Genomic DNA, 22,624 nt, shown 5'->3' with positions numbered 1-22,624 from the left:
CGGCATGACCGAGTACCTCATGCTCTCGGCGATCCTGTTCACCATCGGCGCGGTCGGCGTGCTCACGCGGCGCAACGCGATCGTGGTGTTCATGTGCATCGAGCTGATGCTCAACGCGTGCAACCTGGCGTTCGTCGCGTTCGCCCGCCACCACGGCAACCTCGACGGCCAGGTCGCCGCCTTCTTCGTGATGGTGGTCGCCGCGGCCGAGGTCGTCATCGGGCTCGCCATCATCATGACCATCTTCCGGACCCGTCGGTCGGCCTCGGTCGACGACGCCAGCCTGCTGAAGTTCTGAGGGGCCGATGAGTTCTCACGCGTTGCTGGCCGCTGCCGCGGCCCAGACCGAGCACGACGTCCCGGTCGTCGACCCGGGCGCCGCCGACGGGGTGTTCTCCCTGCTGTGGCTGATCATCGCGCTGCCGCTGCTCGGCGCCGCGGTGCTGCTCCTCGGCGGCCGCTACACCGACAAGTGGGGTCACTACCTCGGCACCGCGCTCCCGATCGGCTCGTTCGCCATCAGCCTGGCCTGCTTCTTCTCGCTGCTCGGCCGCGACGAGGGCGACCGCCAGGTCTCCCAGCAGCTCTACGACTGGATCCACGTCGGCGGGCTCGAGGTCGGCATGGACCTCCTCTACGACCCCCTGTCGGCCCTGTTCCTGCTGCTGATCACCGGCGTGGGGTCGCTCATCCACGTCTACTCGATCGGCTACATGGCGCACGACCCGCGCCGGCGCAGGTTCTTCGGCTACCTCAACCTCTTCGTGGCCGCGATGCTGATGCTGGTCCTCAGCGAGAACTACGTCGGCCTGTTCCTCGGCTGGGAGGGCGTCGGCCTGGCGTCGTACCTGCTGATCGGGTTCTGGCAGCACAAGCCGTCGGCGGCTGCCGCCGCCAAGAAGGCGTTCGTGATCAACCGGGTCGGCGACATGGGCATGGCGCTCGCGATCTTCCTCATGTTCGCCACGTTCGGCTCGACCAGCTTCAGCGAGATCAGCGCGGTGTCCGGAGGGGCGTCGGAGACGACGCTCAACTGGATCGGCGTGCTGCTCCTCGTCGGCGCGTGCGGCAAGTCCGCCCAGGTGCCGCTGCAGGCTTGGCTGCTCGACGCGATGGAGGGCCCCACCCCGGTGTCGGCGCTCATCCACGCCGCCACCATGGTGACCGCCGGCGTCTACCTCGTGACCCGCTCCAACTTCGTGTTCGAGCTGGCGCCGGCCGCCCAGACCGCCGTCGTGGTCGTCGCCACCGTCACGCTGCTGTGGGGCGCGATCCTCGGCTGCGCCAAGGACGACATCAAGAAGGCGCTCGCCGGCTCCACGATGAGCCAGATCGGCTACATGATGCTGGGCGCCGGGCTCGGCGTGGCGGGCTACGCGTTCGCGATCTTCCACCTGCTGACCCACGGCTTCTTCAAGGCCAACATGTTCCTCGGCGCCGGCTCGGTGATGCACGCGATGGACGACGACGTCGACATGCGCCACTACGGCGGGCTCCGGAAGATGCTCCCGGTCACGTTCCTCACGTTCGCCATGGGCTACCTCGCGATCATCGGCTTCCCCGGGTTCTCCGGGTTCTGGTCCAAGGACAAGATCATCGAGACCGCCCTCGTGGAGAACTGGGTGGTCGGGGTCTGCGCGATCCTCGGCGCCGGCATCACCGGCTTCTACATGACCCGGCTGATGCTGATGACCTTCTTCACCGAGAAGCGGTGGTCACAGGGCGTGCACCCGCACGAGTCGCCCGCGGTGATGACCGTGCCGCTGGTCGTGCTCGCGGCCCTCTCGGTGCTCGGCGGCCTCATGCTCGCCGGCGACTGGATCGTCGAGTTCCTCAGCCCGGTGGTCGGCCACGCCGAGCACCACGAGCCGCCGGTGCCGGCGATCGTGATCACGCTGATCATCGTCGCCGTGGTGGCCGTCGGCGTCGCGCTCGCCTTCCTCCTCGTCCAGAAGCGCGAGGTGCCGCGCGAGGCGCCGACCGACGTCTCGTTCGTCACCCGCGCCGCCCGCGCCGACCTCTACGGCGACGCGATCAACGACGCGCTCGTGGTGCGGCCCGGCGGCCAGCTGGTGACCGCCCCTGACCGCGGCCGACCGGACCCTCGTCGACGGCACCTTCACCGGTGGCGCCGCGACGGTCGCCGGGGTCGGCCAGGGCGTGCGCCGGCTGCAGACCGGCTACGTGCGCTCCCTACGCGCTGTCCGTGCTCGGCGGGGCCCTGCTCCTCGTCCTGACCCTGGTGGCGGTGAACCTCTGATGGAACTGACGCTGCTCGTCGCCGTCCCCCCTGGTCGGCGCCCTCGCGCTGGCGCTGGTGCCGCTCCGAGGGGTCGACGTACGCCACCTCGGGCTGGCGCTGGCCGCCGTGCCGCTGGTGATCGCGGTCGTGCTGGCCTTCCGCTACGACACCGGTGGCGGCATGCAGTTCGAGGAGGAGCACGCCTGGATCGAGGCGTTCGGCGTGCACTACGCGCTCGGCCTCGACGGTCTCGGCCTGCTGATGGTCCTGCTGACCGTCGTGCTGGTGCCGCTGGTGCTGCTCGCGGAGTGGCGCGACCTCGACGGTGAGCGGGCCCGCGCGTTCGTGGCGTGGACGCTCGCCCTGGAGGGCCTGTCGCTGGCGGTGTTCTGCGCCACCGACGTCTTCCTGTTCTACGTCGTGTTCGAGGCGACCCTGGTGCCCGCGTACTTCCTCGTCGGCGGGTTCGGCCGCGAGGGCCGCAGCGCCGCCGCGGTGAAGTTCCTGATGTTCCAGCTCGGCGGCGGGCTCGTGCTGCTCGGCTCGGTCATCGGCCTCTACGTCGTCTCCGCCGAGCAGGGCGAGCCGTCGTACCTCCTCTCGGACCTGATGGCGCTCGACATCGACACCACCGCCGGGCGCTGGCTGTTCGCCGGCTTCTTCATCGCCTTCGCGGTGAAGGCGCCGCTGTTCCCGCTGCACACCTGGCTGGCCGACACGACGGAGAAGGCGACGCCCGGCACCTCGGTGCTCCTGGTCTGCGTCCTCGACAAGATCGGCACGTTCGGCATGCTGCGGTTCTGCCTGGGGATCTTCCCGGAGGCGTCCCAGTGGGCCACGCCACTCGTGGTCGTCCTCGCGCTGATCTCGATCGTCTACGGCGCGCTCGTCGCGATCGGTCAGGACGACATCCTCCGCCTGATCGGCCTCACCTCGCTCAGTCACTTCGGCTTCATCACGCTCGGCGTGTTCGTGATGACCAGCCAGGGCGGCTCCGGCGCGGTGCTCTACATGGTCAACCACGGCATCGGCACGGCGGCCCTGTTCCTGCTCGCCGGCTACGTCATCCACCGCCGCGGCACCACGCTGATCAGCCGGATGGGCGGCCTGGAGAAGGCGACACCGGTGCTGGCCGGCCTGTTCCTCGTCGCCGGGCTCGCGACCCTCGGCCTCCCCGGCCTGAGCCCGTTCGTGTCGGAGTTCCTCGTCCTGCTGTCGGCGTTCGACTACGCCTGGTGGGCCGGCGCGGTCGCGGTCACCGGCATCGTGCTCGCGGCGATCTACGTGCTGTGGATGTACCAGCGCACGTTCACCGGTCCGGAGCGGCCGACGCAGGCACCGCCGGCCCGTCCGGGAGTCGCTGCCGACCTCGGCGTCCGCGAGGTCGTGGCGGTCGCGCCGCTGATGGTCGCGCTGGTGCTGTTCGGCTTCTACCCCGCGCCGCTGCTCGACGTCAGCAACCCGATGGTCGACGACCTGCTGGTCCACGTCGGGGCCGAGGACGACGGACCGGACGTCCCGTACGCCGAGCACACCGGCAGCACCAGCGAGGAGGGTGACCACTGATGCCCGAGTTCGGCAAGCCCACCATCGAGTACGCCGAGCTGCTGCCGCTGCTCCTCGTCTTCGGCGGCGCGTGCGTCGGCATCCTGCTCGAGGCGTTCCTGCCCCGCGAGCGCCGGCGGGTGCCGCAGGTCGTGCTGACGGTCGGCGCCCTGGTCGCCGCCCTCGTCGCCACGGTCTGGATCGCCACCGACCTCGAGGAGCACGGCGACGGGGCTGCGCGCGGCCTGGTGGCCGCCGAGGGCGGCATCGTCGTCGACGGCCCGACCGTCTACCTGTGGGGCGTGCTGCTGGTCTTCGGCATCCTCGGCGCCGCGCTCTTCGCCGAGCGCCGGCTCGAGGGCGGGCTGTCGGCGTTCGCCGGCCAGGCGGCCGCGCTCCCCGGCACCGAGGCGGAGCGCCAGGCGGCGACCCGCGGCCTCGACCACACCGAGGTCTATCCGCTGCTGCTGTTCGCGACCGGCGGCATGCTGCTGTTCCCGGCGTCCGGCGACCTGCTCATCATGTTCGTCGCGCTCGAGGTGCTCTCGCTCCCGCTGTACCTGCTCTGCGGCCTGGCGCGGCGGCGCCGGCTGCTCAGCCAGGAGGCGGCGCTGAAGTACTTCCTGCTCGGCGCGTTCTCGTCCGGCTTCTTCCTCTACGGCGCCGCACTGGTCTACGGCTACGCGGGCTCGGTGTCCTTCGCCGAGATCGACGCCGCCGTCCGCGAGGGCTCGGCCAACCACGGCCTGCTGCTCGCCGGCATCGGGCTGCTCGCCGTGGGCCTGCTCTTCAAGATCGGCGCCGTGCCGTTCCAGGCGTGGACCCCCGACGTCTACCAGGGCGCCCCCCACCGCCGTGACGGCGTTCATGTCGGCGGCCACCAAGGTCGCGGCGTTCGGCGCGCTGCTGCGGCTGTTCTACGTCGCCCTCGACGGCGAGCGGTGGAGCTGGCAGCCGATGCTGTGGGTGATCGCGATCGCGTCGATGCTCGTCGGCGCCGTGCTGGCCGTCGTCCAGACCGACGTGAAGCGGATGCTCGCCTACTCCTCCGTCGCGCACACCGGCTTCATCCTCACCGGCGTGCTCGGCGCCCAGGCGTCGGGCGAGCTGGCCGAGGGGCAGTACACCTCGCTCGAGGGGGTGCTGTTCTACCTGACCACCTACGGGTTCGCGACGATCGGGGCGTTCGCCCTGGTCACGCTGGTGCGCGACGCGGGCGGCGAGGCCACGAGCAGTGTCGCGTGGGCCGGGCTCGGCCGGCGGTCGCCGCTGGTCGCCGGCGCGTTCGCGCTGTTCCTGCTCTCGATGGCGGGCATCCCGCTGACGGCAGGCTTCGTCGGCAAGTGGGCGGTGTTCACCTCGGCGATGTCGGCCGGGGCGTGGCCGGTCGTGCTGGTCGCGATCGTGTCGAGCATCGTGGCCGTCGCGTTCTACATCCGCTACATCCGGGTGATGTACTTCGCCGAGCCCGACCCCGACTCCGGTGTCGCCGTCAGCCAGTCGTCGCTGCTGACGGTCGGCACGGTCGCGGTCTGCGCCGCGGCGACGGTGCTGCTCGGTGTCGTGCCGGGCCCGGTTCTCGACCTCGTGGTGGGTGCGGGAGACTTCATCAGGTGAGCTCCGACATGACCTCGAGCCCGGGCGACCCCGCGACACCGGCCGAGCCGGGCAAGCTGGCCCTGCCGGTCGTCGACGAGGCGCTCGCGACCCGGCTGCGGTCGCGGCTCGCGGTCGTCGAGGACGCCCTGCACCGGCACACGGCCAGCCGGGCGCCGTACGTCACCGAGGCGGCGCGCCACCTGCTCGACGCCGGCGGCAAGCGGTTCCGGCCGCTGCTGGTGCTGCTGGCCGCCGAGACGGGGCCGCGGCCGGAGGCCGACGAGGTCGTGACCGCGGCGTGCATCGTCGAGATCACGCACCTCGGCTCGCTCTACCACGACGACGTCATGGACGAGGCTGCGCTGCGTCGCGGCGCCGACTCCGCCAACTCGCGCTTCGACAACCTGGTCGCGATCCTCACCGGCGACTTCCTGTTCGCGAAGTCCTCGGAGCTCACCGCGACCCTGGGTCCGGAGGCGGTGCGGATCCAGGCCGAGACGTTCACCCGGCTCGTCGAGGGGCAGATCCTGGAGACGGTCGAGCCCGGCCCCGACGACGACCCGCTCGCCCACCACCTCGAGGTCGTCGCCGGCAAGACCGGCTCGCTGATCGCCACCTCGGCCCGCTACGGCGCGATGTTCGCCGGCGCGCCGGCGGAGGTCGTCGAGGCGCTGACGGCCTACGGCGAGCTCGTCGGCACCGCCTTCCAGCTCTCCGACGACATCCTCGACATCGCGTCCGAGTCCGAGGAGTCCGGCAAGACGCCCGGCACCGACCTGCGCGAGGGCGTGCCGACGCTGCCGGTCCTCTACGCCCGGGCCTCCACCGACCCCGCCGACGCCCGGCTCCGCGAGCTGCTCGCCGCCGACCTCACCGACGACGCCCTCCACACCGAGGCGCTCGACCTGCTCCGCAAGCACCCCGCGATGGACGAGGCCCGCAGCTTCGTCGTCGCCCGCGCCCGCGAGGCCAAGCGCCGCCTCGAAGCCCTCCCGCACGGCCCCGTGCGCGACGCCCTCGAGGCGTTCGCCGACGGCGTCGCGACGCGGACGGCGTAGGGGGTCGGGGGGCGGCGGGATCGGTGGATCGGGGGGGCCGGCGACGTGAGGTTTCCCCGGCCGACCGGGGAAACCTCAACATGTCGGGCAAAGCAATGCCCGACAAGTGGAGGTTTTGCCCGTCACGTCACCCGCCGCGACCCGACGGGCCCGACGCGCCCGGCGTGCTGACGGCTTCCGGCCTTCGTCCCTCGAGCGAGGCGCCCGCGCCTCAGGCGGCCGACGCCTCCGCGACGAGCGTGAGCTGGCGGCGCCGGTGCTGGAGCGCCTCGAAGGTGAAGACGGCGAGCGCCAGCCAGACCAGGCCGAAGCCGATCCACCGCTCCGCGGGCATGTGCTCACCGAGCACCGTCACGCCGAGGCCGAACTGCAGGATCGGCGCGAGGTACTGCAGCAGCCCGAGCGACGTCATCGGGATCCGGGTGGCGGCGCCGCCGAAGCACAGCAGCGGCACGGCGGTCACGATCCCCGACGACACGAGCAGCAGCACGTGGCCGGCGCCCTCGCCGGTGAAGTGGGCACCGCCGTCGGCGCCGAGCCACAGCAGGAACACCAGCGCGAACGGCGCGATCACGGCCGTCTCGAACGTCAGGCTCTCGACCGCACCCACCCCGGCGGACTTCTTCGCGAGACCGTAGGTGCCGAACGAGAACGCGAGCACCAGCGCCACCCACGGCGGCCGCCCGTAGCCCCAGGTGAGCACCACCACCGCGGCGAAGCCGACACCGAGCGCCACCCACTGCAGCGGACGGAGCCGCTCCTGCAGGATCAGCACCCCCCATCAGCACGGTGACGAGCGGGTTGATGAAGTAGCCGAGCGACGTCTCGACCACCCGGTCGGAGTTCACGCCGTAGATGTAGGTGCCCCAGTTGACGGTCACCACGACGGCCGCGACCACGAGGAGCAGCGTCGTACGCCGGTCGGCCAGCAGCGCCCGGAACGCCGCCGCCCGCCGGGTGAGCACGACGATGACCGCCATCGTGACGACCGACCACACGACCCGGTGGGCGAGGATCTCGACCGCCCCGCTCGGCTCCAGCAGCGGCCAGTACAACGGGAACGCGCCCCACAGGACGTACGCCGTGACCCCCAGCAGCAGCCCGGTCCGCGACTCCTTCACGCCGGGAGCCTAGAGGGCGGGGTGGACGCGCTCAGACGACGGTCCAGGTGTCGCCGGCGTTGATGAGCTGGGTGAGCCGGTCGGTGTCGCTGCCCTCGGCGGTGGCGCGGGCGTCGGTGACCTGTTGGCGGGCGAGGTCGTCGTAGGTGGGTCGCTGGATCTGGCGGAAGATGCCGATGGGGGAGCGGTTGAGGTAGCCGCTGTCGGTGAGCCGGCTGATCGCGAACGCGGTGGAGGGGTCGGGGTGGTGGGCGTCGTGGACCAGGAGCGCCTCGAGCCCGGTCTGGGCGACGTCGACGACCTCGATGCTGCCGCCGGGGCTGCGGGTCAGGCCCTTGTCGCCGTGGCCGTCGGTGCCGCGGGTGCCGAAGGTGATCGGCTGGCCGTGCTCGAGGGGGATGATGGCGTGGTCCTTGGTGTCGGGGTCCTTGATGGCGTCGAAGGCGCCGTCGTTGAAGATCGGGCAGTTCTGGTAGATCTCGACCAGGGAGGTGCCGCGGTGGGCGGCGGCGGCGGCGAGCACGGTGGTGAGGTGCTTGCGGTCGCTGTCGATGGTGCGGGCGACGAAGGTGGCTTCGGCGCCCAGGGCCAGGGAGACCGGGTTGAAGGGGTGGTCCAGGGACCCGACGGGGGTGGACTTGGTGATCTTGCCGATCTCGCTGGTGGGGGAGTACTGGCCCTTGGTGAGGCCGTAGATGCGGTTGTTGAACAGCAGGATCGTCATGTTGACGTTGCGGCGCAGGGCGTGGATGAGGTGGTTGCCGCCGATGGACAGCGCGTCGCCGTCGCCGGTGACGACCCAGACCGAGAGGTCCTCGCGGGCGGTGGCGATGCCGGTGGCGATGGAGGGGGCGCGGCCGTGGATGGAGTGCATCCCGTAGGTGTCGAGGTAGTAGGGGAAGCGCGAGCTGCAGCCGATCCCGGAGACGAAGACGATGTTCTCCCCGGCGCAGGCCGAGGTCGGGCAGGAAGGACTGGACGGCCTTGAGGACGGCGTAGTCGCCGCAGCCGGGGCACCAGCGGACCTCCTGGTCGGAGGCGAACTCCTTGGCGGTCTGCGGGCCCTCGGCGGCCGGCACCGACTCGGTGCCGGAACGGAAGGTGGGCAGTCCGAGGTCGGTGCCGGTGTTGGTCGTGGTCATGACAGGGGTGCCTCTTCGTGGTCGGCGGGAGCGTGGAGACCGTGCTCGCCCAGGTCGACGGTGATGCCCTCGGCCTGCCCGACGAGCTGGCCGATGGCCTCGGCGAGCTCGACGGCCTTGAGCGGCAGGCCGCGGACGTGGTTGTAGCCGACGGCGTCGACGAGGTACTCGGCGCGCAGCAGCTTGGACAGCTGGCCGAGGTTCATCTCGGGCACGAGGACCTTGTCGTAGCGCTTCAGGATGTCGCCGAGGTCCTGGGGAACGGGTTGAGGTGGCGCAGGTGGGTCTGCGCGACGTGGTAGCCGGCGCGGCGCACCCGCCGGCAGGCGGCGCCGATCGGGCCGTAGGTCGAGCCCCAGCCGATGACCAGGACCTTCGCTCCTGATCCTGGGGGGCCGGAGGGGTCGTCGACCTCCAGCGGCGGCAGGCTCTCGGCGATCCGCTCGACCTTGGCCTGCCGGGTGCGGACCATCAGGTCGTGGTTGGCCGGGTCGTAGGAGATGTTGCCGTGCCCGTCGGCCTTCTCCAGACCACCGATCCGGTGCTCCAGCCCGGCAGTGCCCGGGACCGCCCAGGGGCGGGCGAGGGTCGCCTCGTCGCGAAGGTAGGGCCAGAACTCGTCGGCCTCGGCCTGCTCGCCGCCCTCGGCGGCCGCCTTCGCGGCCTTCTTGGACACGTGGTTGGGACTCGTCGCGAAGGCCGGGTCGATGGCCGGCAGGTCCTCGACGGCCGGGACCTGCCACGGCTCGGAGCCGTTGGCGAGGTAGCCGTCGGAGAGCAGCATCACGGGGGTGCGGTAGGTGATGGCGATGCGGGCGGCCTCGACGGCGGCGGCGAAGCAGTCGCCGGGTGACTGCGGGGCGACGATCGGCACGGGGGCCTCGCCGTTGCGGCCGTACATCGCCTGGAGGAGGTCGGCCTGCTCGGTCTTGGTGGGCAGGCCGGTGGAGGGGCCGCCGCGCTGGACGTCGATGACCAGGAGCGGGAGCTCGGTCATGACCGCCAGGCCGATGGCCTCGCTCTTCAGGGCGATGCCGGGGCCCGACGTGGTGGTCACGCCGAGGGATCCGGCGAAGGAGGCGCCGATGGCGGCGCCGATGCCGGCGATCTCGTCCTCGGCCTGCAGGGTGGTGACGCCGAAGGCCTTGTGCTTGCTCAGCTCGTGGAGGATGTCGGAGGCCGGGGTGATCGGGTAGGAGCCCAAGAACACCGGCAGCCCGGAGCGTACGCCGGCCGCGATCAGGCCGTAGGCGAGCGCGAGGTTGCCGGTGATGTTGCGGTAGGTCCCCGCCGGCAGCCGCGCCGGCTTCACCTCGTAGCGCACGACGAACGTCTCGGTGGTCTCGCCGAAGTTCCAGCCGGCCTTGAACGCGGTGATGTTGGCGTCGCGGATCGACTCGTTCTTCTTGAACTTGCTCTCGAGGAACGTCGTGGTGGGCTCGGTGGGCCGGCCGTACATCCACGACAGCAGCCCGAGGGCGAACATGTTCTTCGCGCGGGCGGCGTCCTTGCGGGAGAGCCCGAACTCCTTGACCGCCTCGACCGTCATCCCGGTCAGGTCCACCGGGTGCACGGCGAACTCGGCGAGCTCGCTGCCCGGCTCCTCGACGGTGTCGAGCGGGTTGGCGTCGTAGCCGGCCTTGACGAGGTTGCGCTTGGTGAAGTCGTGGGTGTCGACGATGATCGTGGCGCCCTTGGGCAGGTCGCCCACGTTGGCCTTCAACGCCGCCGGGTTCATCGCGACCAGGACGTCGGGCCGGTCGCCGGCGGTGAGGATGTCGTGGTCGGCGAAGTGGACCTGGAAGGACGACACCCCGGGCAGCGTGCCCTGGGGGGCCCGGATCTCGGCCGGGAAGTTGGGCAGCGTCACCAGGTCGTTGCCGAACACCGCCGACTCCTGGGTGAACCGGTCACCGGTCAGCTGCATGCCGTCACCGGAGTCGCCGGCGAACCGGATGATCACCCGGTCCAGCTGCTTGACCTGCTTGGTCTGGCTCACGTTCGGTCCACTTTCGTCGGTGCGCGGCTGCGGAGGTGCTGCGGAGGTGGCCGTGACGGGGGAAGGACCGGCCGCCGGGCCGATCCTAGAACCTGTTCCAGTTTCTTGCCGGAGTCGTCCGGGCGCTCGGTCCGGATCGTCACGGTCAGGCCTCCAGGGTAGTCCGCGCTCCGGACGCGTCCCGATTTTCGCGCCAACTGCTGAGAGTGCTCCGCGGGGTGATGTCAATCACCTACGTGTGCGGTGTTGCCGACACGCCTCGCGGTTTCACTTGCTAATCAACTAAACATGAGTAATCTACTCGGCATTGACCAGAAGGCGCGCCGCTCGGGGTCCGGCGTACGGAGGGGCACGGCGCGAGCCTGCCCGAAGAGGGAGTGACGAGATGAGAAGGACGATCAAGGCGGCAGTGGCAGGAATGGCCGTCGTGCTGGCGGCGACTGCCTGCAGCGCGAACGCCGACGACGGCGAGACCATCCACATCGTCGGCTTCGCGGTGCCCGAGGCGGCCAACAAGGCGATCGCCGAGGAGTTCCAGGGCACCGACGCCGGGGAGGACGTCGACTTCTCCACCTCCTACGGAGCGTCCGGTGACCAGAGCCGTGCCGTCGAGGCGGGGCTGGAGGCCGACTACGTGCACCTCTCGGTCGGCAGCGACGTCGACCGCCTGGTCGACGCCGGCCTGGTCGCGGAGTCGTGGGACGACGGCCCCAACAAGGGGATCGTCTCCACCTCGGTCGTCGTGCTCGGGGTGCGGGAGGGCAACCCCCTCGACATCCAGGGGGTGGGACGACCTGGTCGAGCCGGGCGTCGGCATCGTGACCGCCAACCCGGCCTCCTCCGGCGCCGCCCGCTGGAACGCGCTCGCGGCATGGGGGCACGTCACGCAGAACGGCGGCTCCGAGGAGGAGGCGACCGCGTTCGTCGACAAGCTCTTCGCCAACGTCGTCTCGCTGACCAACAGCGGCCGTGACGCCACCCAGAGCTTCCTGCAGGGCAACGGCGACGTGCTGCTCGCCTACGAGAACGAGGCGATCCTCGCCGCGCAGAACGGCGAGGGCTTCGACTACGTCATCCCGGAGACCACGCTGCTCATCGAGAACCCCGGCGCCGTCCTCGAGGACGCGACGCCGGCGGCGGAGGACTGGCTCGACTTCGTGCTCAGCGAGGAGGGCCAGCGCCAGTTCGCCCTCACCGGCTTCCGGCCCGTCAACACCGAGCAGCCCGGCACCGTCGACTGGGACGCGGTCGGCCTGGAGCCGGGCGACATCGAGGGCGCACCCGACCCGGCGGACCCGTTCCCCGCGGTCCCGCACCTGCTGACGCTGGAGAACGACTTCGGCGGTCCCGGCTGGGACGGCGTCAAGGACAAGCTGTTCGGTGACGGCGAGGACGGCAACCCGCTCGGCATCATCACCGAGGCCATCGCCAAGTCGGGGCAGGCGACCGAGTGACCGCTCGACGACTCGGTCCGGAGCGGGGAGTCCCTGCGGGAGCCCCCTCGTGAGCACGGTCGCCGAGAGCCGGCGGGGCATCGCCCTGCCGGCCCTCGGCCACGACCTGACCCGGGCATCGGGCATCGGGCTCGGCCTGGCGATGACCTGGTTCAGCCTGCTCGTGCTGATCCCGCTGGCGGCGGTGATGGTCACCGCGTCGACCACGGGATGGAGCGGCTTCTGGTCGGTGGTGACGAACGACCAGACGGCCGCGGCCATCCGGCTGACCGTCACGGCAGCCGCCGGCGTGACCCTGTTCAACGTGGTCACCGGCACCGCGATCGCCTGGGTGCTGGTGCGCGACCGCTTCCCCGGCAAGTGGCTGCTCGAGGTCGTGATCGACGTACCGTTCGCGCTGCCCACGATCGTCGCCGGCCTGGTCCTGGTGTCGCTCTACGGGGTGGACAGCCCGCTCGGCCTCCACTGGGCGAACACGTCGATGTCGGTGTGGCTCGCGTTCGCGTTCGTCACGCTGCCGTTCGTCGTCCGGATGGTGCAGCCGGTGCTCGACGAGCTCGAGGCCGACGTCGAGGAGGCCGCGGCCTCGCTCGGCGCGAGCCGGTTCACCGTGTTCCGGCGGATCGTCCTGCCCAGCCTGGTGCCCGCGATCGCAGCCGGCGCCGCGCTCTCCTTCGCCCGGGCGATGGGGGAGTACGGCTCGCTGGTGCTGCTGTCGGGCAACCTGCCGTTCGAGTCGGAGGTGACGTCGGTGCGCATCCTCAGCGCCATCGAGAACGACAACCGGGCCGGCGCGGCAGCGATCGCGTCGCTGCTGCTGCTGATCTCGCTCCTGGTGATCGTCGCGCTCGACATCATCCAGCGGAGGGTGGCGCGTCGTGGCTGAGGTACGTCGGCACCGCAACGGGCCGGTCACCTACGCGCTGCGTCTGGCCGTCGTGGCCTACCTGGTGCTGCTGATCGGCTGGCCGCTCGCCCTGGTCGGCACGCACGCGTTCGAGAACGGGACCGAGGCCATCCGGGGGATCTTCGAGGACCCGGACATGGTCGCGGCCCTCCGGCTGACCGCGGTCGCCGCCGTCGTGGCGACCGCCATCAACACCGTCTTCGGCGTCGCCGTCTCGCTGCTGCTGGTGCGCAACGAGTTCCCCGGCAAACGGGTGCTCAGTGCGCTCATCGACCTGCCGCTCTCGGTCTCGCCGATCGTGGTCGGCCTGGCGCTGGTGCTCGTCTACGGCGGCCGCGACGGGTGGTTCGGCCCGACCCTGGAGAGCGCCGGCATCGAGGTCATCTTCTCCACCCCCGGCATCGTCATGGCGACGGCGTTCGTCGCCCTGCCGCTGGTGATCCGCGAGGTGGTGCCGGTGCTGAAGGAGGTCGGCACCGAGCAGGAGCAGGCCGCCCGGAGCCTCGGCGCCAGCGGGTGGCAGACCTTCTGGCGGATCACCCTGCCGAGCATCAAGTGGGCGGTCGTCTACGGCGTCGTCCTCACGCTGGCCCGCTCGCTGGGCGAGTTCGGCGCCGTCAAGGTGGTCTCCGGCAACGTCCTCGGCGAGACCCGCACCGCGACGCTGGCGGTCGAGGAGAAGTACCTCAACTTCGACCAGGAGGGCGCGTACGCGATCGCCTTCCTCCTCGCCAGCGTCTCGGTCCTCGCCATCCTGATCGTCTCCGTGCTCCGCGCGATCGGCGCACGCCAAGCAACGAGGTAGTCCATGAGCATCGAAGTGTCCGGAGTCAACAAGAAGTACGGCGACTTCGTCGCCCTCGAGAACATCGACCTGACGCTGCCGACCGGCCAGCTGACGGCGCTGCTCGGGCCCAGCGGCGGCGGCAAGACGACCCTGCTGCGGATCATCGCCGGGCTCGAGGAGGCCGACAGCGGCCGGGTCGTGATCGAGGGCACCGACGCCACGCGGTTGCCGGTGCAGAAGCGCAACGTCGGCTTCGTCTTCCAGCACTACGCCGCGTTCAAGCACATGTCGGTGGCCAGGAACGTCGCGTTCGGCCTCGAGATCAGGAAGACCCCGAAGGCGGAGGTGCGCCGCAGGGTCGGCGAGCTGCTCGAGCTGGTGCACCTGTCCCAGTTCGCCGACCGGCTGCCGTCGCAGCTCTCGGGCGGCCAGCGGCAGCGGATGGCGCTCGCCCGCGCCCTCGCCGTCGAGCCGAGCGTGCTCCTGCTCGACGAGCCGTTCGGCGCGCTCGACGCGAAGGTCCGCAAGGAGCTGCGCGACTGGCTGCGCCGCCTGCACGACGAGGTGCACGTGACCACGGTGTTCGTCACCCACGACCAGGAGGAGGCGATGGAGGTCGCCGACGAGATCGTCGTCGTCAACCAGGGCCGGGTCGAGCAGGTCGGCACGCCGGACCAGCTCTACGACGAGCCGGCGAACGACTTCGTGATGGGCTTCCTCGGCGAGGTCACCCGGCTCGGTCCCGTGCGGCTGCGGCCGCACGACATCGAGGTCGCCGTGACGCCGGGCAGCGCCGGCGCCCTCGAGGGCACGGTCACCCGGCTGCTGCGGGTGGGCTTCGAGGTGCGGCTCACTGTCCAGCCCGACGCCTCGCCCACCGCCGGCGGCAACGGCGGCGGGCCGGAGCCGGTCTCGGTCGTCCTCTCCCGCGCCCACGCCCGGTCGCTCGACCTCGAGCTCGGGTCCCGGGTCTGGCTCACCCCCGCGGTCGGTGCGGCCACGGTCCCGGCCATGGTCGCCGTCTAGGTCGAGGAGGGCCCGGCTCGACGGGTGCGGGAGTGGCCGGGGACGGGCCGCCCGGGCCAGGATGGACGCCCACCCCTCGAGGAGAGCGATGCCGCCGTCGTCCCCGCTCCACCGGCTCGCCTGGCCGCGGCGTACCGAACGGCTGTCGATCCGGCCGGCGACGGCCGCGGACGGCGCCGCGATCTGGCGCTACCGGCGGCTGCCGGAGGTCTCCGAGTGGCTCCCGTCCGCACCGACGACGTACGACGCGTTCCAGGAGCGCTTCGAGCGCCTGGCCGTGAGCTCGATGCTCGTGTGCGAGCGCGACGGCGCCGTCGTGGGCGAGCTGATGGTGCGGCTCGAGGACGCCTGGGCGCAGGTGGAGGTCGCCGAGCAGGCGGCCGGCCGCCAGGCCGAGGTCGGCTACGCGTTCGACCCGGCCCACGCCGGCCGCGGCTACGCCACCGAGGCGGGGCGCGAGCTGTTGCGCCTGTGCTTCGACGAGCTCGGCGTGCACCGGGTGACCGCCGCGTGCTTCGCCGACAACGCGCCGTCGTGGCGGGTGCTCGAGCGGCTGGGGATGCGCCGCGAGAGCGTCCAGCTCAGGAGCGCCCTCCACCGCTCGGGCGGGTGGCTCGACGGCTACGGCTACGCGATCCTCGCCGAGGAGTGGGCGGGCCGGGAGGCCCGCCCCGCCGACGGGCCTCAGCGGTAGTTGGTGAACTGCACCGCGAAGTCGTAGTCCTGCTCCTTGACGAGCGCGATGACGGCCTGCAGGTCATCGCGCTTCTTGGACGAGACACGCAGCTCGTCGCCCTGGATCTGGGCCTTGACGCCCTTCGGGCCCTCGTCGCGGATCAGCTTGCTGATCTTCTTCGCGTTCTCGGAGGAGATGCCCTCCTTGAGTGCGATCGAGATCTTCGAGACCTGGCCCGACTGGCGCGGCTCGGAGGCGTCGAGGATCTTCAGCGACTGCCCGCGCTTGATCAGCTTCTGCTTGAACACGTCGAGCACCGCGCTGGCCCGGTCGTCGGCCGAGGCCTCGATCTCGATCGCCTCCTCGCCCCGCCACTCGATCTTCGCCCCGGTGCCCTTGAAGTCGAACCGGGTCGCGACCTCGCGCGCGGTCTGCCCGAGGGCGTTGTCGACCTCCTGGCGGTCGATCTTGCTGACGATGTCGAACGAGGAGTCGGCCATGGAACCCACCTGCGCTGGTTTAGGAGTCGGGGACGTGCTGCGCTATTGTTTCGCGTCGTCGTCGCCCCGGCCAACATGGGTCGCGACACACCCCCGGCAGGTTGCCCGAGCGGCCAAAGGGAGCTGACTGTAAATCAGCCGGCATTGCCTACAGTGGTTCGAATCCACTACCTGCCACCGGGACAGCAACCGCCCCTGACCTGCGCCAGCCGCGGGCAGGGGCGGTCGCGCATCCGAGGACGTCATACGGGGCGAGGGCGATCGCCCACGCGTCGTATGACGTCCCCGCTCGTCCGGCGCCCTCGTCCCTGAGACTGATTCGGCGGGAAACGCGAACGTCCGGGCCGTCGCTGCGCCTAGGGTCGCGCTCGTGGGCTGGAAGGACATCGCCAAGATCGGCCGGGACTGGGCCGAGGCCAAGAAGACCGAGCTGCTGACCACCGACAACCGCACGCGCGAGCAGGCCCGGGCGGCGCAGGAGGACGCCGACCGCGCGGCGCAACGGGAGGCCGGCACGTCCCTGCTCGAGGGCGTGCTGCCGCCCGCGTGGGCGCAGCGGGTCACCGACGCCCGGCCGGAGAACCGGGCGGCGCGGGAGGAGACCGCGCGGCAGCGCGAGGCGGCCGAGCGCCGCCAGCGGCTGCAGGCGACCGCCGGAGCCCCGGTCTCCCTCGAGGTCTCCGGCGACGAGCAGGGCACGCTGGTCGCCGAGCTCCCGGTGACCGGCGAGGAGCGCCCCGCCGAGCCGCCGTACGACGACGGGCCGGCACCGCTGGCCTGGCTGGTGGTGCGGGTCGAGACGCCCGACCCGGTGCCGCTCGGCACCACCGCCCTCGGCGAGCTGTCACTGGCGGTGCCGGGCCACACCGGCCCCGGGCGCTACGACCTGGTGGACCTGATGCGCCGGGGCGAGGCCGGGGAGATCGAGCCCTGGGAGCCGTTCGACCTCTACCTGTGCCCGGCGGACGAGGTGGACGACCGCACCTGGTACGCCGACCTGTCCGGCGACGCCGGACCCGCCTGGATCGAGGTCGGCGACGGCGTGGTCACCTTCGACCTCCCGATGCAGTCGGCGGTCAACGCGGTCCGGGTCACCGGCTCGGTGCGCTGGGCCTGACGCTGCGCACCCACACCCGGTGGGTGCCGACCTCGGCGAACCCCTCCGCGAGCAACCGGGCCAGCTGCTCGCCGCGCGCGTAGCCGGTCAGCGGCCTCCCGGGGTGCAGCGCCTGCGCGGCCCGCACCGCGTCGCCGACGTCGGACCGCTCGCGGGCCCACACGTTGGACAGGCCGACGGCCGCAGGGGTGTCGTGCACGACCGCCCCGGCCACCAGCCGCCCGCTCCGGCGACCGGACAGGACCCAGAGCCGCGGGTGGTCGAGCACGTCCTCGGTCAGCACCCCGCGGTAGTCGTGGCGGTCGGCCCACTCGGCGAGCACGCCGGCGGAGCGCACGACCGACCACCCGTCCGGCAGCGGCGGCGGCGCGGCCGGCGGGTCGCGGTGGAGCCACCGCGCCTCGAACAGCACGTCGAACCCCTGCGGCCGCAGGTCCAGCCGGGCGAAGGAGTCGGCCACCGAGCCCTCGTCGCCCTCGAACGCCGCGAGCACGTGGCCGGCCCCGACCGTGGGCGCGAGGGTCACCACCTGCGAGTGCCACGGCAGGGGCCGGCCGGTCCGCCACACGTCGTCCTCGACGAGTGCGGGACGGTGGTGCAGCGCGTGCACCTCGTCGTACCACTGCCGGCTGGTGGCGACCGCCGCCCGGAGCCGCTCGTCCTCCACCCCGCCCACGCCGTGCTCCCTGCCGTCAGACCCGGCGGCCGCGGTCGAGCTCCTCGAGCGCCGCGATCAGGTTCTGCGCGTCGTAGGGGCCGACGTGCCGGCGGTCGCCGACGAAGAAGGTCGGCGTGCCGCGGACGCCGCTGGTCTCGGCGCTGGCGACGTCGCGGCGGAGCCGTTCGTGGAGGTCGTCGTCGTCGAGGTCCGTGACGAACCGGTCGACGTCGAGGCCGAGCTCGGCGGCGTGGGCGACCAGGTCGTCGAGCTCGAGGCGGTCCTGGTTGCGGAAGAGCAGGCCGTGCATCTCCCAGTAGCGGCCCTGCCGGCCGGCCGCCTCGGCGGCGACGCCGGCGAGCTCGGAGTGCGGGTGGACGGCGAGCGGCATGTGGCGGGACACGTAGCGCAGCCGGTCGCCGAAGTGGGCACGGACCTCGTGCGCCGCGCCGGTGGCCTTGGCGCAGAACGGGCACTCGAAGTCGAGGTACTCGACGAGCGTCAGCGGCGCGTCGACCGGGCCGAGGATGTGGTCGTGCTCGGGGTCGACCGGGTCGCTGAGCACCATCGGCAGGGCCGCGTCGCGCTGGTCGAACATCGACGCCGCGACCCGGAACGCCAGCCAGCCGACGGCCGTGGCGAGCACCGCGGCGAGCAGGATGCCGACCCGCGCCTGGTCGACCAGCCGCTGGTCGTCGAAGGCGAGCTCGGCGATGAGCAGGGACACCGTGAAGCCGATGCCGGACAGCGCGGCGCCGCCCAGGACGTGGCCGGATCCCACGCCCTCGGGCAGCCGGCCCAGGCCGACGCGGACGGTCGCGATCGCGGTGGCGCCGATGCCGACGAGCTTGCCCAGGACGAGCCCGGCGACGACGCCCCACGTGATCGGGGAGCGCAGCGCGTCGCCGAGCATGCCGTCGCGGAGGTCGACGCCCGCGTTGGCCAGCGCGAACACCGGGACGACGACATAGCTGGTCCAGCCGTGCAGCGCCTCCTGCAGCCGCTCGTTGACCGAGACCGCGCGGTTGAGGCTGAGCCGTGCCGTCCGCTGCACCTGCGGCAGCGGTGACTGGCGGAACGCCCGGAACCGGGTCGCCGCCTCCTCGACCAGCGCCCGGCTCGGCTCCTGCGCCGGCACCAGCAGGCCCGACACCATGCCCGCGATCGCGGCGTGCACACCGGACTCGAGGGTCGCGACCCACAGCACCACCACGACCGCGACGTACGGCGACGCCCGCCACTCGCCGACCCGGTCGAGGCCTGCGAGGGCCGCGAGGCAGACGGCAGCGACCGCGAGCGACACGAGGTCGAGGTCGTCGGAGTAGACGACGCCGATCACCGACACCGCGACGATGTCGTCGATGACGGTCAGCGTGAGCAGGAAGATCCGCAGCTGGGTGGAGACCGCGGGGCCGACCAGCGCGAGGGCGCCGAGGAGGAACGCGGTGTCGGTGCCGATGACGACGCCCCACCCGGCGGCCGCGTCACCGGAGGAGTTGACCGCCAGGTAGATCGCGGCCGGCACGAGCATGCCGCCGATGCCGGCGACGACCGGGACGACCAGGCGGCTGTGCTCGGTGAGCTCGCCGACCGCGAACTCCCGGCGCACCTCCAGCCCGATCACGAAGAAGAACACCACCATCAGGCCGTCGTTGACCCAGTGGTGCAGGTCCATCGTGAGCCCGCTGCCGCCGATGGTGATGTCGAGCTCGGTGTGCCAGAGGTCGACGTACGCGTCGGACCACGGCGAGTTCGCCCACAGCAGGGCCAGGAGCGCGACCGCGACGAGCAGCCCGGCACTGGCCGCCTCAGTGCGGATGAAGCTGCGGAGCGGACCGCGTACCTGGACCTCGAAGTCCTCGCCGTCGGTGGCCGACTGCCCGCTCACGGGCGCAAGGCTATCCATGCCTGACGCAACCGTGTGATGTGCTGGATTCATGCCCGCCCCGCTCGTGCACCCGCCCAAGGCCCGCCCCGGCGACAAGGTCGCGGTGCTCTCGCCGTCGTTCGCCGCGCCCGCCGTGGGGCCCGAGGTCCACGAGCAGGCGCTGGACCGGCTGGCCGGGCTGACCGGCCTGGTGCCGGTCGAGTACCCCACCACCCGGCAGCTGGGCGCGAGCCCGGAGGCGCGGGCCGCCGACCTCGACGCCGCCTTCGCCGACCCCGAGGTCCGGGCGGTGCTGGCGGTCGTCGGCGGCGAGGACCAGATCACCGTCGTGCCGCACCTGGACGCCGAGGCGGTGCGCCGCGATCCGAAGCCGTTCCTCGGCTACAGCGACAACACCAACCTCCACCAGTGGCTCTGGGGCAACGGCGTCGCCAGCTTCTACGGCGGCTCGACCCAGGTCCACCTCGGCCCCGGGCCGGCCGTCGACGACGTGCACGCCCGGTCGCTGCGGGCGGCGCTGCTGACCGGCGACACGCTCGAGGTGACCGACCCCGGCGAGTCCGAGGACGTCGGCCGCGACTGGGGCGACCCGCGGGCGTTGACGGAGTACGGCGACCGCGAGCCCACCGAGCCCTGGACGTGGGCGGGGCCGGCGCGCCGGGTGACCGGCCCGAGCTGGGGCGGCTGCGTCGAGGTGCTGCAATGGGTCCTGACCGCCGGGCGGTTCACCGCCGGTCCCGAGGACCTCGAGGGCGGCGTACTCCTGCTCGAGACGTCGGAGGAGCTGATGCCGGCGCGCGAGGTGGCCTGGATCGTCCGGTCCCTCGGCGAGCGCGGGCTGCTCGGCGCCGTCGGTGCCGTGCTGCTCGCGCGGCCGCCGGTGTCGGACTTCGAGACGAAGCCCGCACCCGAGGAGCGCGCGCGGCTGCGGGCGGCGCAGCGGGACGCGGTGCTCGAGCAGGTCGAGCGCTACAACCCCGGCGCGGTGGTGTGCGTCGGGGTGCCGTTCGGCCACACCCGGCCGCAGTGGATCCTCCCGCACGGCGGCGCGATCACCGTCGACGGCGCTGAGCGGAGGGTCGTCGCCGACTACTCGTGAATGGCCGTCGGCCAGGGGGCCCGGGGGTCCGGGGCCCCTGGGGGGGCAGGCGGGCCGGCGGTCAGGCGCGGGTGAGGTGGAAGACGGGGATCACCCGGTCGGTGCGCGCGGCGTAGTGGTCGAAGTTCGGCCACACCTCGACCATCGCGGCCCAGGCGCTGGCGCGCTCGTCACCCGCCAGCTCCTCCCACCGGACGGTGACGTCCTTGCCGCGGTAGCGGACCGTGGCCGTGTCGGCGGCGCGCAGGTTGGCGGCCCAGGCCGGCGGCTCCGGCGCGCCGAAGGACGACCCGGCCACCAGCCAGCCGCCGAGGTAGGGCACGGTCAGCAGGTTGGTCGAGCGCGGGATCCCGGACCTCCGGCCCGGCACGGTCAGCACGAGGCCGGGGAGCCCGGCGAGCTCGAGGAACCCCACCCGGCCGCGGGTGAGCCGTTGGAGCCGGTCGTCGAGCCAGGCGATCTGCGGCAGGAACCGCGGCATCCACGACAGCTTCCCGAGCCGGACGGCGACAGGGGTGAGCAGACCCATGGCGGCACGTTAGGGCATGGCGGGGTCGGGGCCGGGGTGCCGACTGTTCGATGGGTGTCGCGGGCGACGTGACGGGCAAAACCTCCACTTGTCCGGCATTGCTTTGCCCGACATGTTGAGGTTTCCCCGGTCGGCCGGGGAAACCTCACGCGGTCCGCGCCCCCCAGCGCCCCCAGCGACGCCGCCCCCAGCACCGCCGCGAGCGCAGCCGCCTCAGACGAGCGCGGCCTCGATCGCGGCGACGGTCGCGGCCGGGTCGGCGACCTCGACGGCCCGGCACCAGCGGCGGCCAGCGTCGAGGCCGGCGGGGTCGGGGTGCGGGGCCTCGAGGACGGCGACCGCCGCGTCGGGGCCGTGGCCGTCCCACAGCGCGGCGGTGGCGGCGAGCACGTTGAGGACGCCGTGGCCGTCGGCCGACCGGGTCGCCGCCGCGCCGTCGGTGGCGGCGAAGGCGACCTCGCGGTCGAGGGCGGCGTCCATCCACCCGGCGAGCGTCGGGCTGGCCACCGGCACCGGACCGGCGGCCAGGGGCAGCGCCAGGCCCAGCTCCGCGGCCGCCACCTCGTCGGCCGCCGTCAGCCAGGCGTACGCCGCCGGCTCCGGCGGCAGCGCCACCCGCACGGTGACGTCCTCGGCCAGCGCGCCGTCGGCGCGCGCCGCGTCGACGGCCGCGACCACGCGGCGTACGTTGCCGGCGAGGTCGTCCAGGTCGCGCACCGGCACCGTCAGGGCGGTCAGGGGCAGCCCCTTGCGCCCGCACAGCGCCGCCGGCCCCGCCAGCTGCCCGGCGCCGCCGGTCAGCCGCACGACGAGCGGCGGGCCCCCCGCCGGACACGTGGGGGAGGTCGGTGTCGAGCACGCGCCGCGCGCCGACCAGCGGCGACGGCTCCGCCCCCGCCGTCGGCGTCGACCGGACGCGCGTCGACCAGGACGCCGGCCAGCACCTCGATCCCGCCCATGCCGACCAGCCTAGGCCCGGGGCGTGGTGTGAGCCGGGCCACACCGGGTGGACACCGGCGCCGCGGCCGTCGATAAGGTCTGCCTAACTAAGGCTGCCCTAACACGAGAGGCTCGGCTCTTGTCGCACCTGCCATCCACCCCACCCGTCACCGGCCCGCCCACCCACCACCTCTTCCACCCCGACAACGCCGACGAGTACGCGCGGGTGCTGTCCGAGGGGCTGACCCACCTGGCCCACCGGCTGGCGTCCGTACGCCGACCGGTCACCGGCGTCGGCCCGGCGGAGGCGGCGAAGCCGGTCGCCGACGTCGACCTCG

Annotated in this window: 20 protein-coding genes, 1 tRNA gene and 4 pseudogenes; 16 read left to right on the top strand and 9 right to left on the bottom strand. The window is 72.4% G+C overall.

Going from position 1 to position 22,624, the window contains the following annotated elements:
* Nucleotides 1-4: 4 nt before the first annotated feature.
* The 6 genes and pseudogenes from nuoK (at nt 5) to MF408_RS06690 (ending at nt 6,444) form a co-directional block, all read left to right on the top strand.
* Nucleotides 5-298 carry an NADH-quinone oxidoreductase subunit NuoK gene (nuoK, locus tag MF408_RS06710; RefSeq protein WP_240250755.1) on the top strand — a complete coding sequence of 98 codons (294 nt, stop codon included), beginning with the start codon at nt 5-7 and terminating at the stop codon, nt 296-298.
* Between the two features lie 7 nt (nt 299-305).
* Nucleotides 306-2,237, top strand: a complete 1,932-nt coding sequence (gene nuoL, locus MF408_RS06705) for an NADH-quinone oxidoreductase subunit L (protein WP_240250754.1) — start codon at nt 306-308, stop codon at nt 2,235-2,237.
* 80 nt (nt 2,238-2,317) lie between these two features.
* On the top strand, nt 2,318-3,808 hold the full coding sequence (locus tag MF408_RS06700) for an NADH-quinone oxidoreductase subunit M (RefSeq protein ID WP_240250753.1): 1,491 nt from the start codon (nt 2,318-2,320) through the stop codon (nt 3,806-3,808).
* Nucleotides 3,808-4,575, top strand: a pseudogene (locus tag MF408_RS26690) (proton-conducting transporter membrane subunit); the annotation flags it as partial. The gene MF408_RS06700 and the pseudogene MF408_RS26690, both read left to right, overlap by 1 nt.
* 67 nt (nt 4,576-4,642) lie before the next feature.
* The gene (locus tag MF408_RS26685; RefSeq protein ID WP_345893920.1) at nt 4,643-5,404 is read left to right on the top strand and encodes an NADH-quinone oxidoreductase subunit N; all 762 of its coding nucleotides are present in this window, start codon (nt 4,643-4,645) and stop codon (nt 5,402-5,404) included.
* A gap of 8 nt (nt 5,405-5,412) precedes the next feature.
* Complete coding sequence (locus MF408_RS06690) at nt 5,413-6,444, top strand: polyprenyl synthetase family protein (protein WP_240250752.1); 1,032 nt, start codon at nt 5,413-5,415, stop codon at nt 6,442-6,444.
* A gap of 211 nt (nt 6,445-6,655) precedes the next feature.
* Here MF408_RS06690 and MF408_RS06685 read toward each other — a convergent pair whose 3' ends face one another.
* Nucleotides 6,656-7,219: an EamA family transporter gene (locus tag MF408_RS06685; protein ID WP_240250751.1), complete on the bottom strand. Its 564-nt coding sequence runs from the start codon at nt 7,217-7,219 to the stop codon at nt 6,656-6,658.
* 95 nt (nt 7,220-7,314) lie between these two features.
* Between MF408_RS06685 and MF408_RS06680 the strand changes: the two genes are divergently transcribed.
* Complete coding sequence (locus MF408_RS06680) at nt 7,315-7,578, top strand: hypothetical protein (protein WP_240250750.1); 264 nt, start codon at nt 7,315-7,317, stop codon at nt 7,576-7,578.
* Between the two features lie 18 nt (nt 7,579-7,596).
* Here MF408_RS06680 and MF408_RS06675 read toward each other — a convergent pair.
* Together MF408_RS06675 and MF408_RS06670 are read right to left on the bottom strand one after the other, a co-directional pair.
* Nucleotides 7,597-8,707, bottom strand: a pseudogene (locus tag MF408_RS06675) (2-oxoacid:ferredoxin oxidoreductase subunit beta).
* Nucleotides 8,704-10,706 (bottom strand): annotated as a pseudogene (locus MF408_RS06670) (2-oxoacid:acceptor oxidoreductase subunit alpha). Before MF408_RS06670 ends, MF408_RS06675 begins: the two co-directional pseudogenes overlap by 4 nt.
* A 385-nt stretch (nt 10,707-11,091) precedes the next feature.
* Between MF408_RS06670 and MF408_RS06665 the strand changes: the two are divergent.
* The 6 genes and pseudogenes from MF408_RS06665 to MF408_RS06640 form a co-directional block, all read left to right on the top strand.
* Nucleotides 11,092-11,433, top strand: a pseudogene (locus tag MF408_RS06665) (substrate-binding domain-containing protein); the annotation flags it as partial.
* Between the two features lie 91 nt (nt 11,434-11,524).
* Nucleotides 11,525-12,160, top strand: coding sequence for an extracellular solute-binding protein (locus MF408_RS06660; RefSeq protein ID WP_240250749.1), 636 nt, complete (start codon nt 11,525-11,527; stop codon nt 12,158-12,160).
* A 49-nt stretch (nt 12,161-12,209) separates the two neighbouring features.
* Nucleotides 12,210-13,046 carry a sulfate ABC transporter permease subunit CysT gene (cysT, locus tag MF408_RS06655; RefSeq protein WP_240250748.1) on the top strand — a complete coding sequence of 279 codons (837 nt, stop codon included), beginning with the start codon at nt 12,210-12,212 and terminating at the stop codon, nt 13,044-13,046.
* A complete protein-coding gene (locus tag MF408_RS06650; protein ID WP_240250747.1) occupies nt 13,039-13,872 on the top strand; it encodes a sulfate ABC transporter permease subunit in 834 nt (277 codons plus the stop codon). Before cysT ends, MF408_RS06650 begins: the two co-directional genes overlap by 8 nt.
* A gap of 3 nt (nt 13,873-13,875) precedes the next feature.
* Complete coding sequence (locus MF408_RS06645; protein WP_240250746.1) at nt 13,876-14,880, top strand: sulfate ABC transporter ATP-binding protein; 1,005 nt, start codon at nt 13,876-13,878, stop codon at nt 14,878-14,880.
* Between the two features lie 88 nt (nt 14,881-14,968).
* Nucleotides 14,969-15,574: a GNAT family protein gene (locus MF408_RS06640; protein ID WP_240250745.1), complete on the top strand. Its 606-nt coding sequence runs from the start codon at nt 14,969-14,971 to the stop codon at nt 15,572-15,574.
* Here MF408_RS06640 and MF408_RS06635 read toward each other — a convergent pair.
* A complete protein-coding gene (locus MF408_RS06635) occupies nt 15,565-16,056 on the bottom strand; it encodes a YajQ family cyclic di-GMP-binding protein (protein WP_240250744.1) in 492 nt (163 codons plus the stop codon). The genes MF408_RS06640 and MF408_RS06635 overlap by 10 nt on opposite strands.
* A gap of 95 nt (nt 16,057-16,151) precedes the next feature.
* Between MF408_RS06635 and MF408_RS06630 the strand changes: the two genes are divergently transcribed.
* Nucleotides 16,152-16,233, top strand: a tRNA-Tyr gene (locus tag MF408_RS06630).
* Between the two features lie 193 nt (nt 16,234-16,426).
* Nucleotides 16,427-17,173 carry a hypothetical protein gene (locus MF408_RS06625; protein WP_240250743.1) on the top strand — a complete coding sequence of 249 codons (747 nt, stop codon included), beginning with the start codon at nt 16,427-16,429 and terminating at the stop codon, nt 17,171-17,173.
* Here MF408_RS06625 and MF408_RS06620 read toward each other — a convergent pair.
* Entirely contained in the window at nt 17,148-17,849 is a 702-nt protein-coding gene (locus MF408_RS06620; protein WP_240250742.1) for a hypothetical protein, read from the bottom strand. The genes MF408_RS06625 and MF408_RS06620 overlap by 26 nt on opposite strands.
* A gap of 16 nt (nt 17,850-17,865) precedes the next feature.
* Nucleotides 17,866-19,719: a Na+/H+ antiporter NhaA gene (nhaA, locus tag MF408_RS06615; protein WP_240250741.1), complete on the bottom strand. Its 1,854-nt coding sequence runs from the start codon at nt 19,717-19,719 to the stop codon at nt 17,866-17,868.
* Between the two features lie 49 nt (nt 19,720-19,768).
* On the opposite strand from nhaA, the gene MF408_RS06610 reads away from it, so the two are divergent.
* Complete coding sequence (locus tag MF408_RS06610; protein ID WP_240250740.1) at nt 19,769-20,818, top strand: LD-carboxypeptidase; 1,050 nt, start codon at nt 19,769-19,771, stop codon at nt 20,816-20,818.
* A 61-nt stretch (nt 20,819-20,879) separates the two neighbouring features.
* Here MF408_RS06610 and MF408_RS06605 read toward each other — a convergent pair whose 3' ends face one another.
* The 3 genes from MF408_RS06605 to MF408_RS06595 all read right to left on the bottom strand — a co-directional run bounded on the left by MF408_RS06605 (nt 20,880) and on the right by MF408_RS06595 (nt 22,306).
* Complete coding sequence (locus MF408_RS06605) at nt 20,880-21,347, bottom strand: nitroreductase/quinone reductase family protein (protein WP_240250739.1); 468 nt, start codon at nt 21,345-21,347, stop codon at nt 20,880-20,882.
* Nucleotides 21,348-21,560: 213 nt separating this feature from the next.
* Nucleotides 21,561-22,154, bottom strand: coding sequence for a hypothetical protein (locus tag MF408_RS06600; protein WP_240250738.1), 594 nt, complete (start codon nt 22,152-22,154; stop codon nt 21,561-21,563).
* Entirely contained in the window at nt 22,145-22,306 is a 162-nt protein-coding gene (locus tag MF408_RS06595) for a hypothetical protein (protein ID WP_240250737.1), read from the bottom strand. The genes MF408_RS06600 and MF408_RS06595 overlap by 10 nt, the downstream gene beginning before the upstream one ends.
* Nucleotides 22,307-22,624: the final 318 nt, after the last annotated feature.

Origin of the sequence: Nocardioides sp. TF02-7 (assembly GCF_022437945.1) — a bacterium.
GTDB lineage: Bacteria > Actinomycetota > Actinomycetes > Propionibacteriales > Nocardioidaceae > Nocardioides.
Note: the sequence above shows the minus strand (reverse complement) of the source record. Positions and strands in the feature narration are given on the sequence as shown.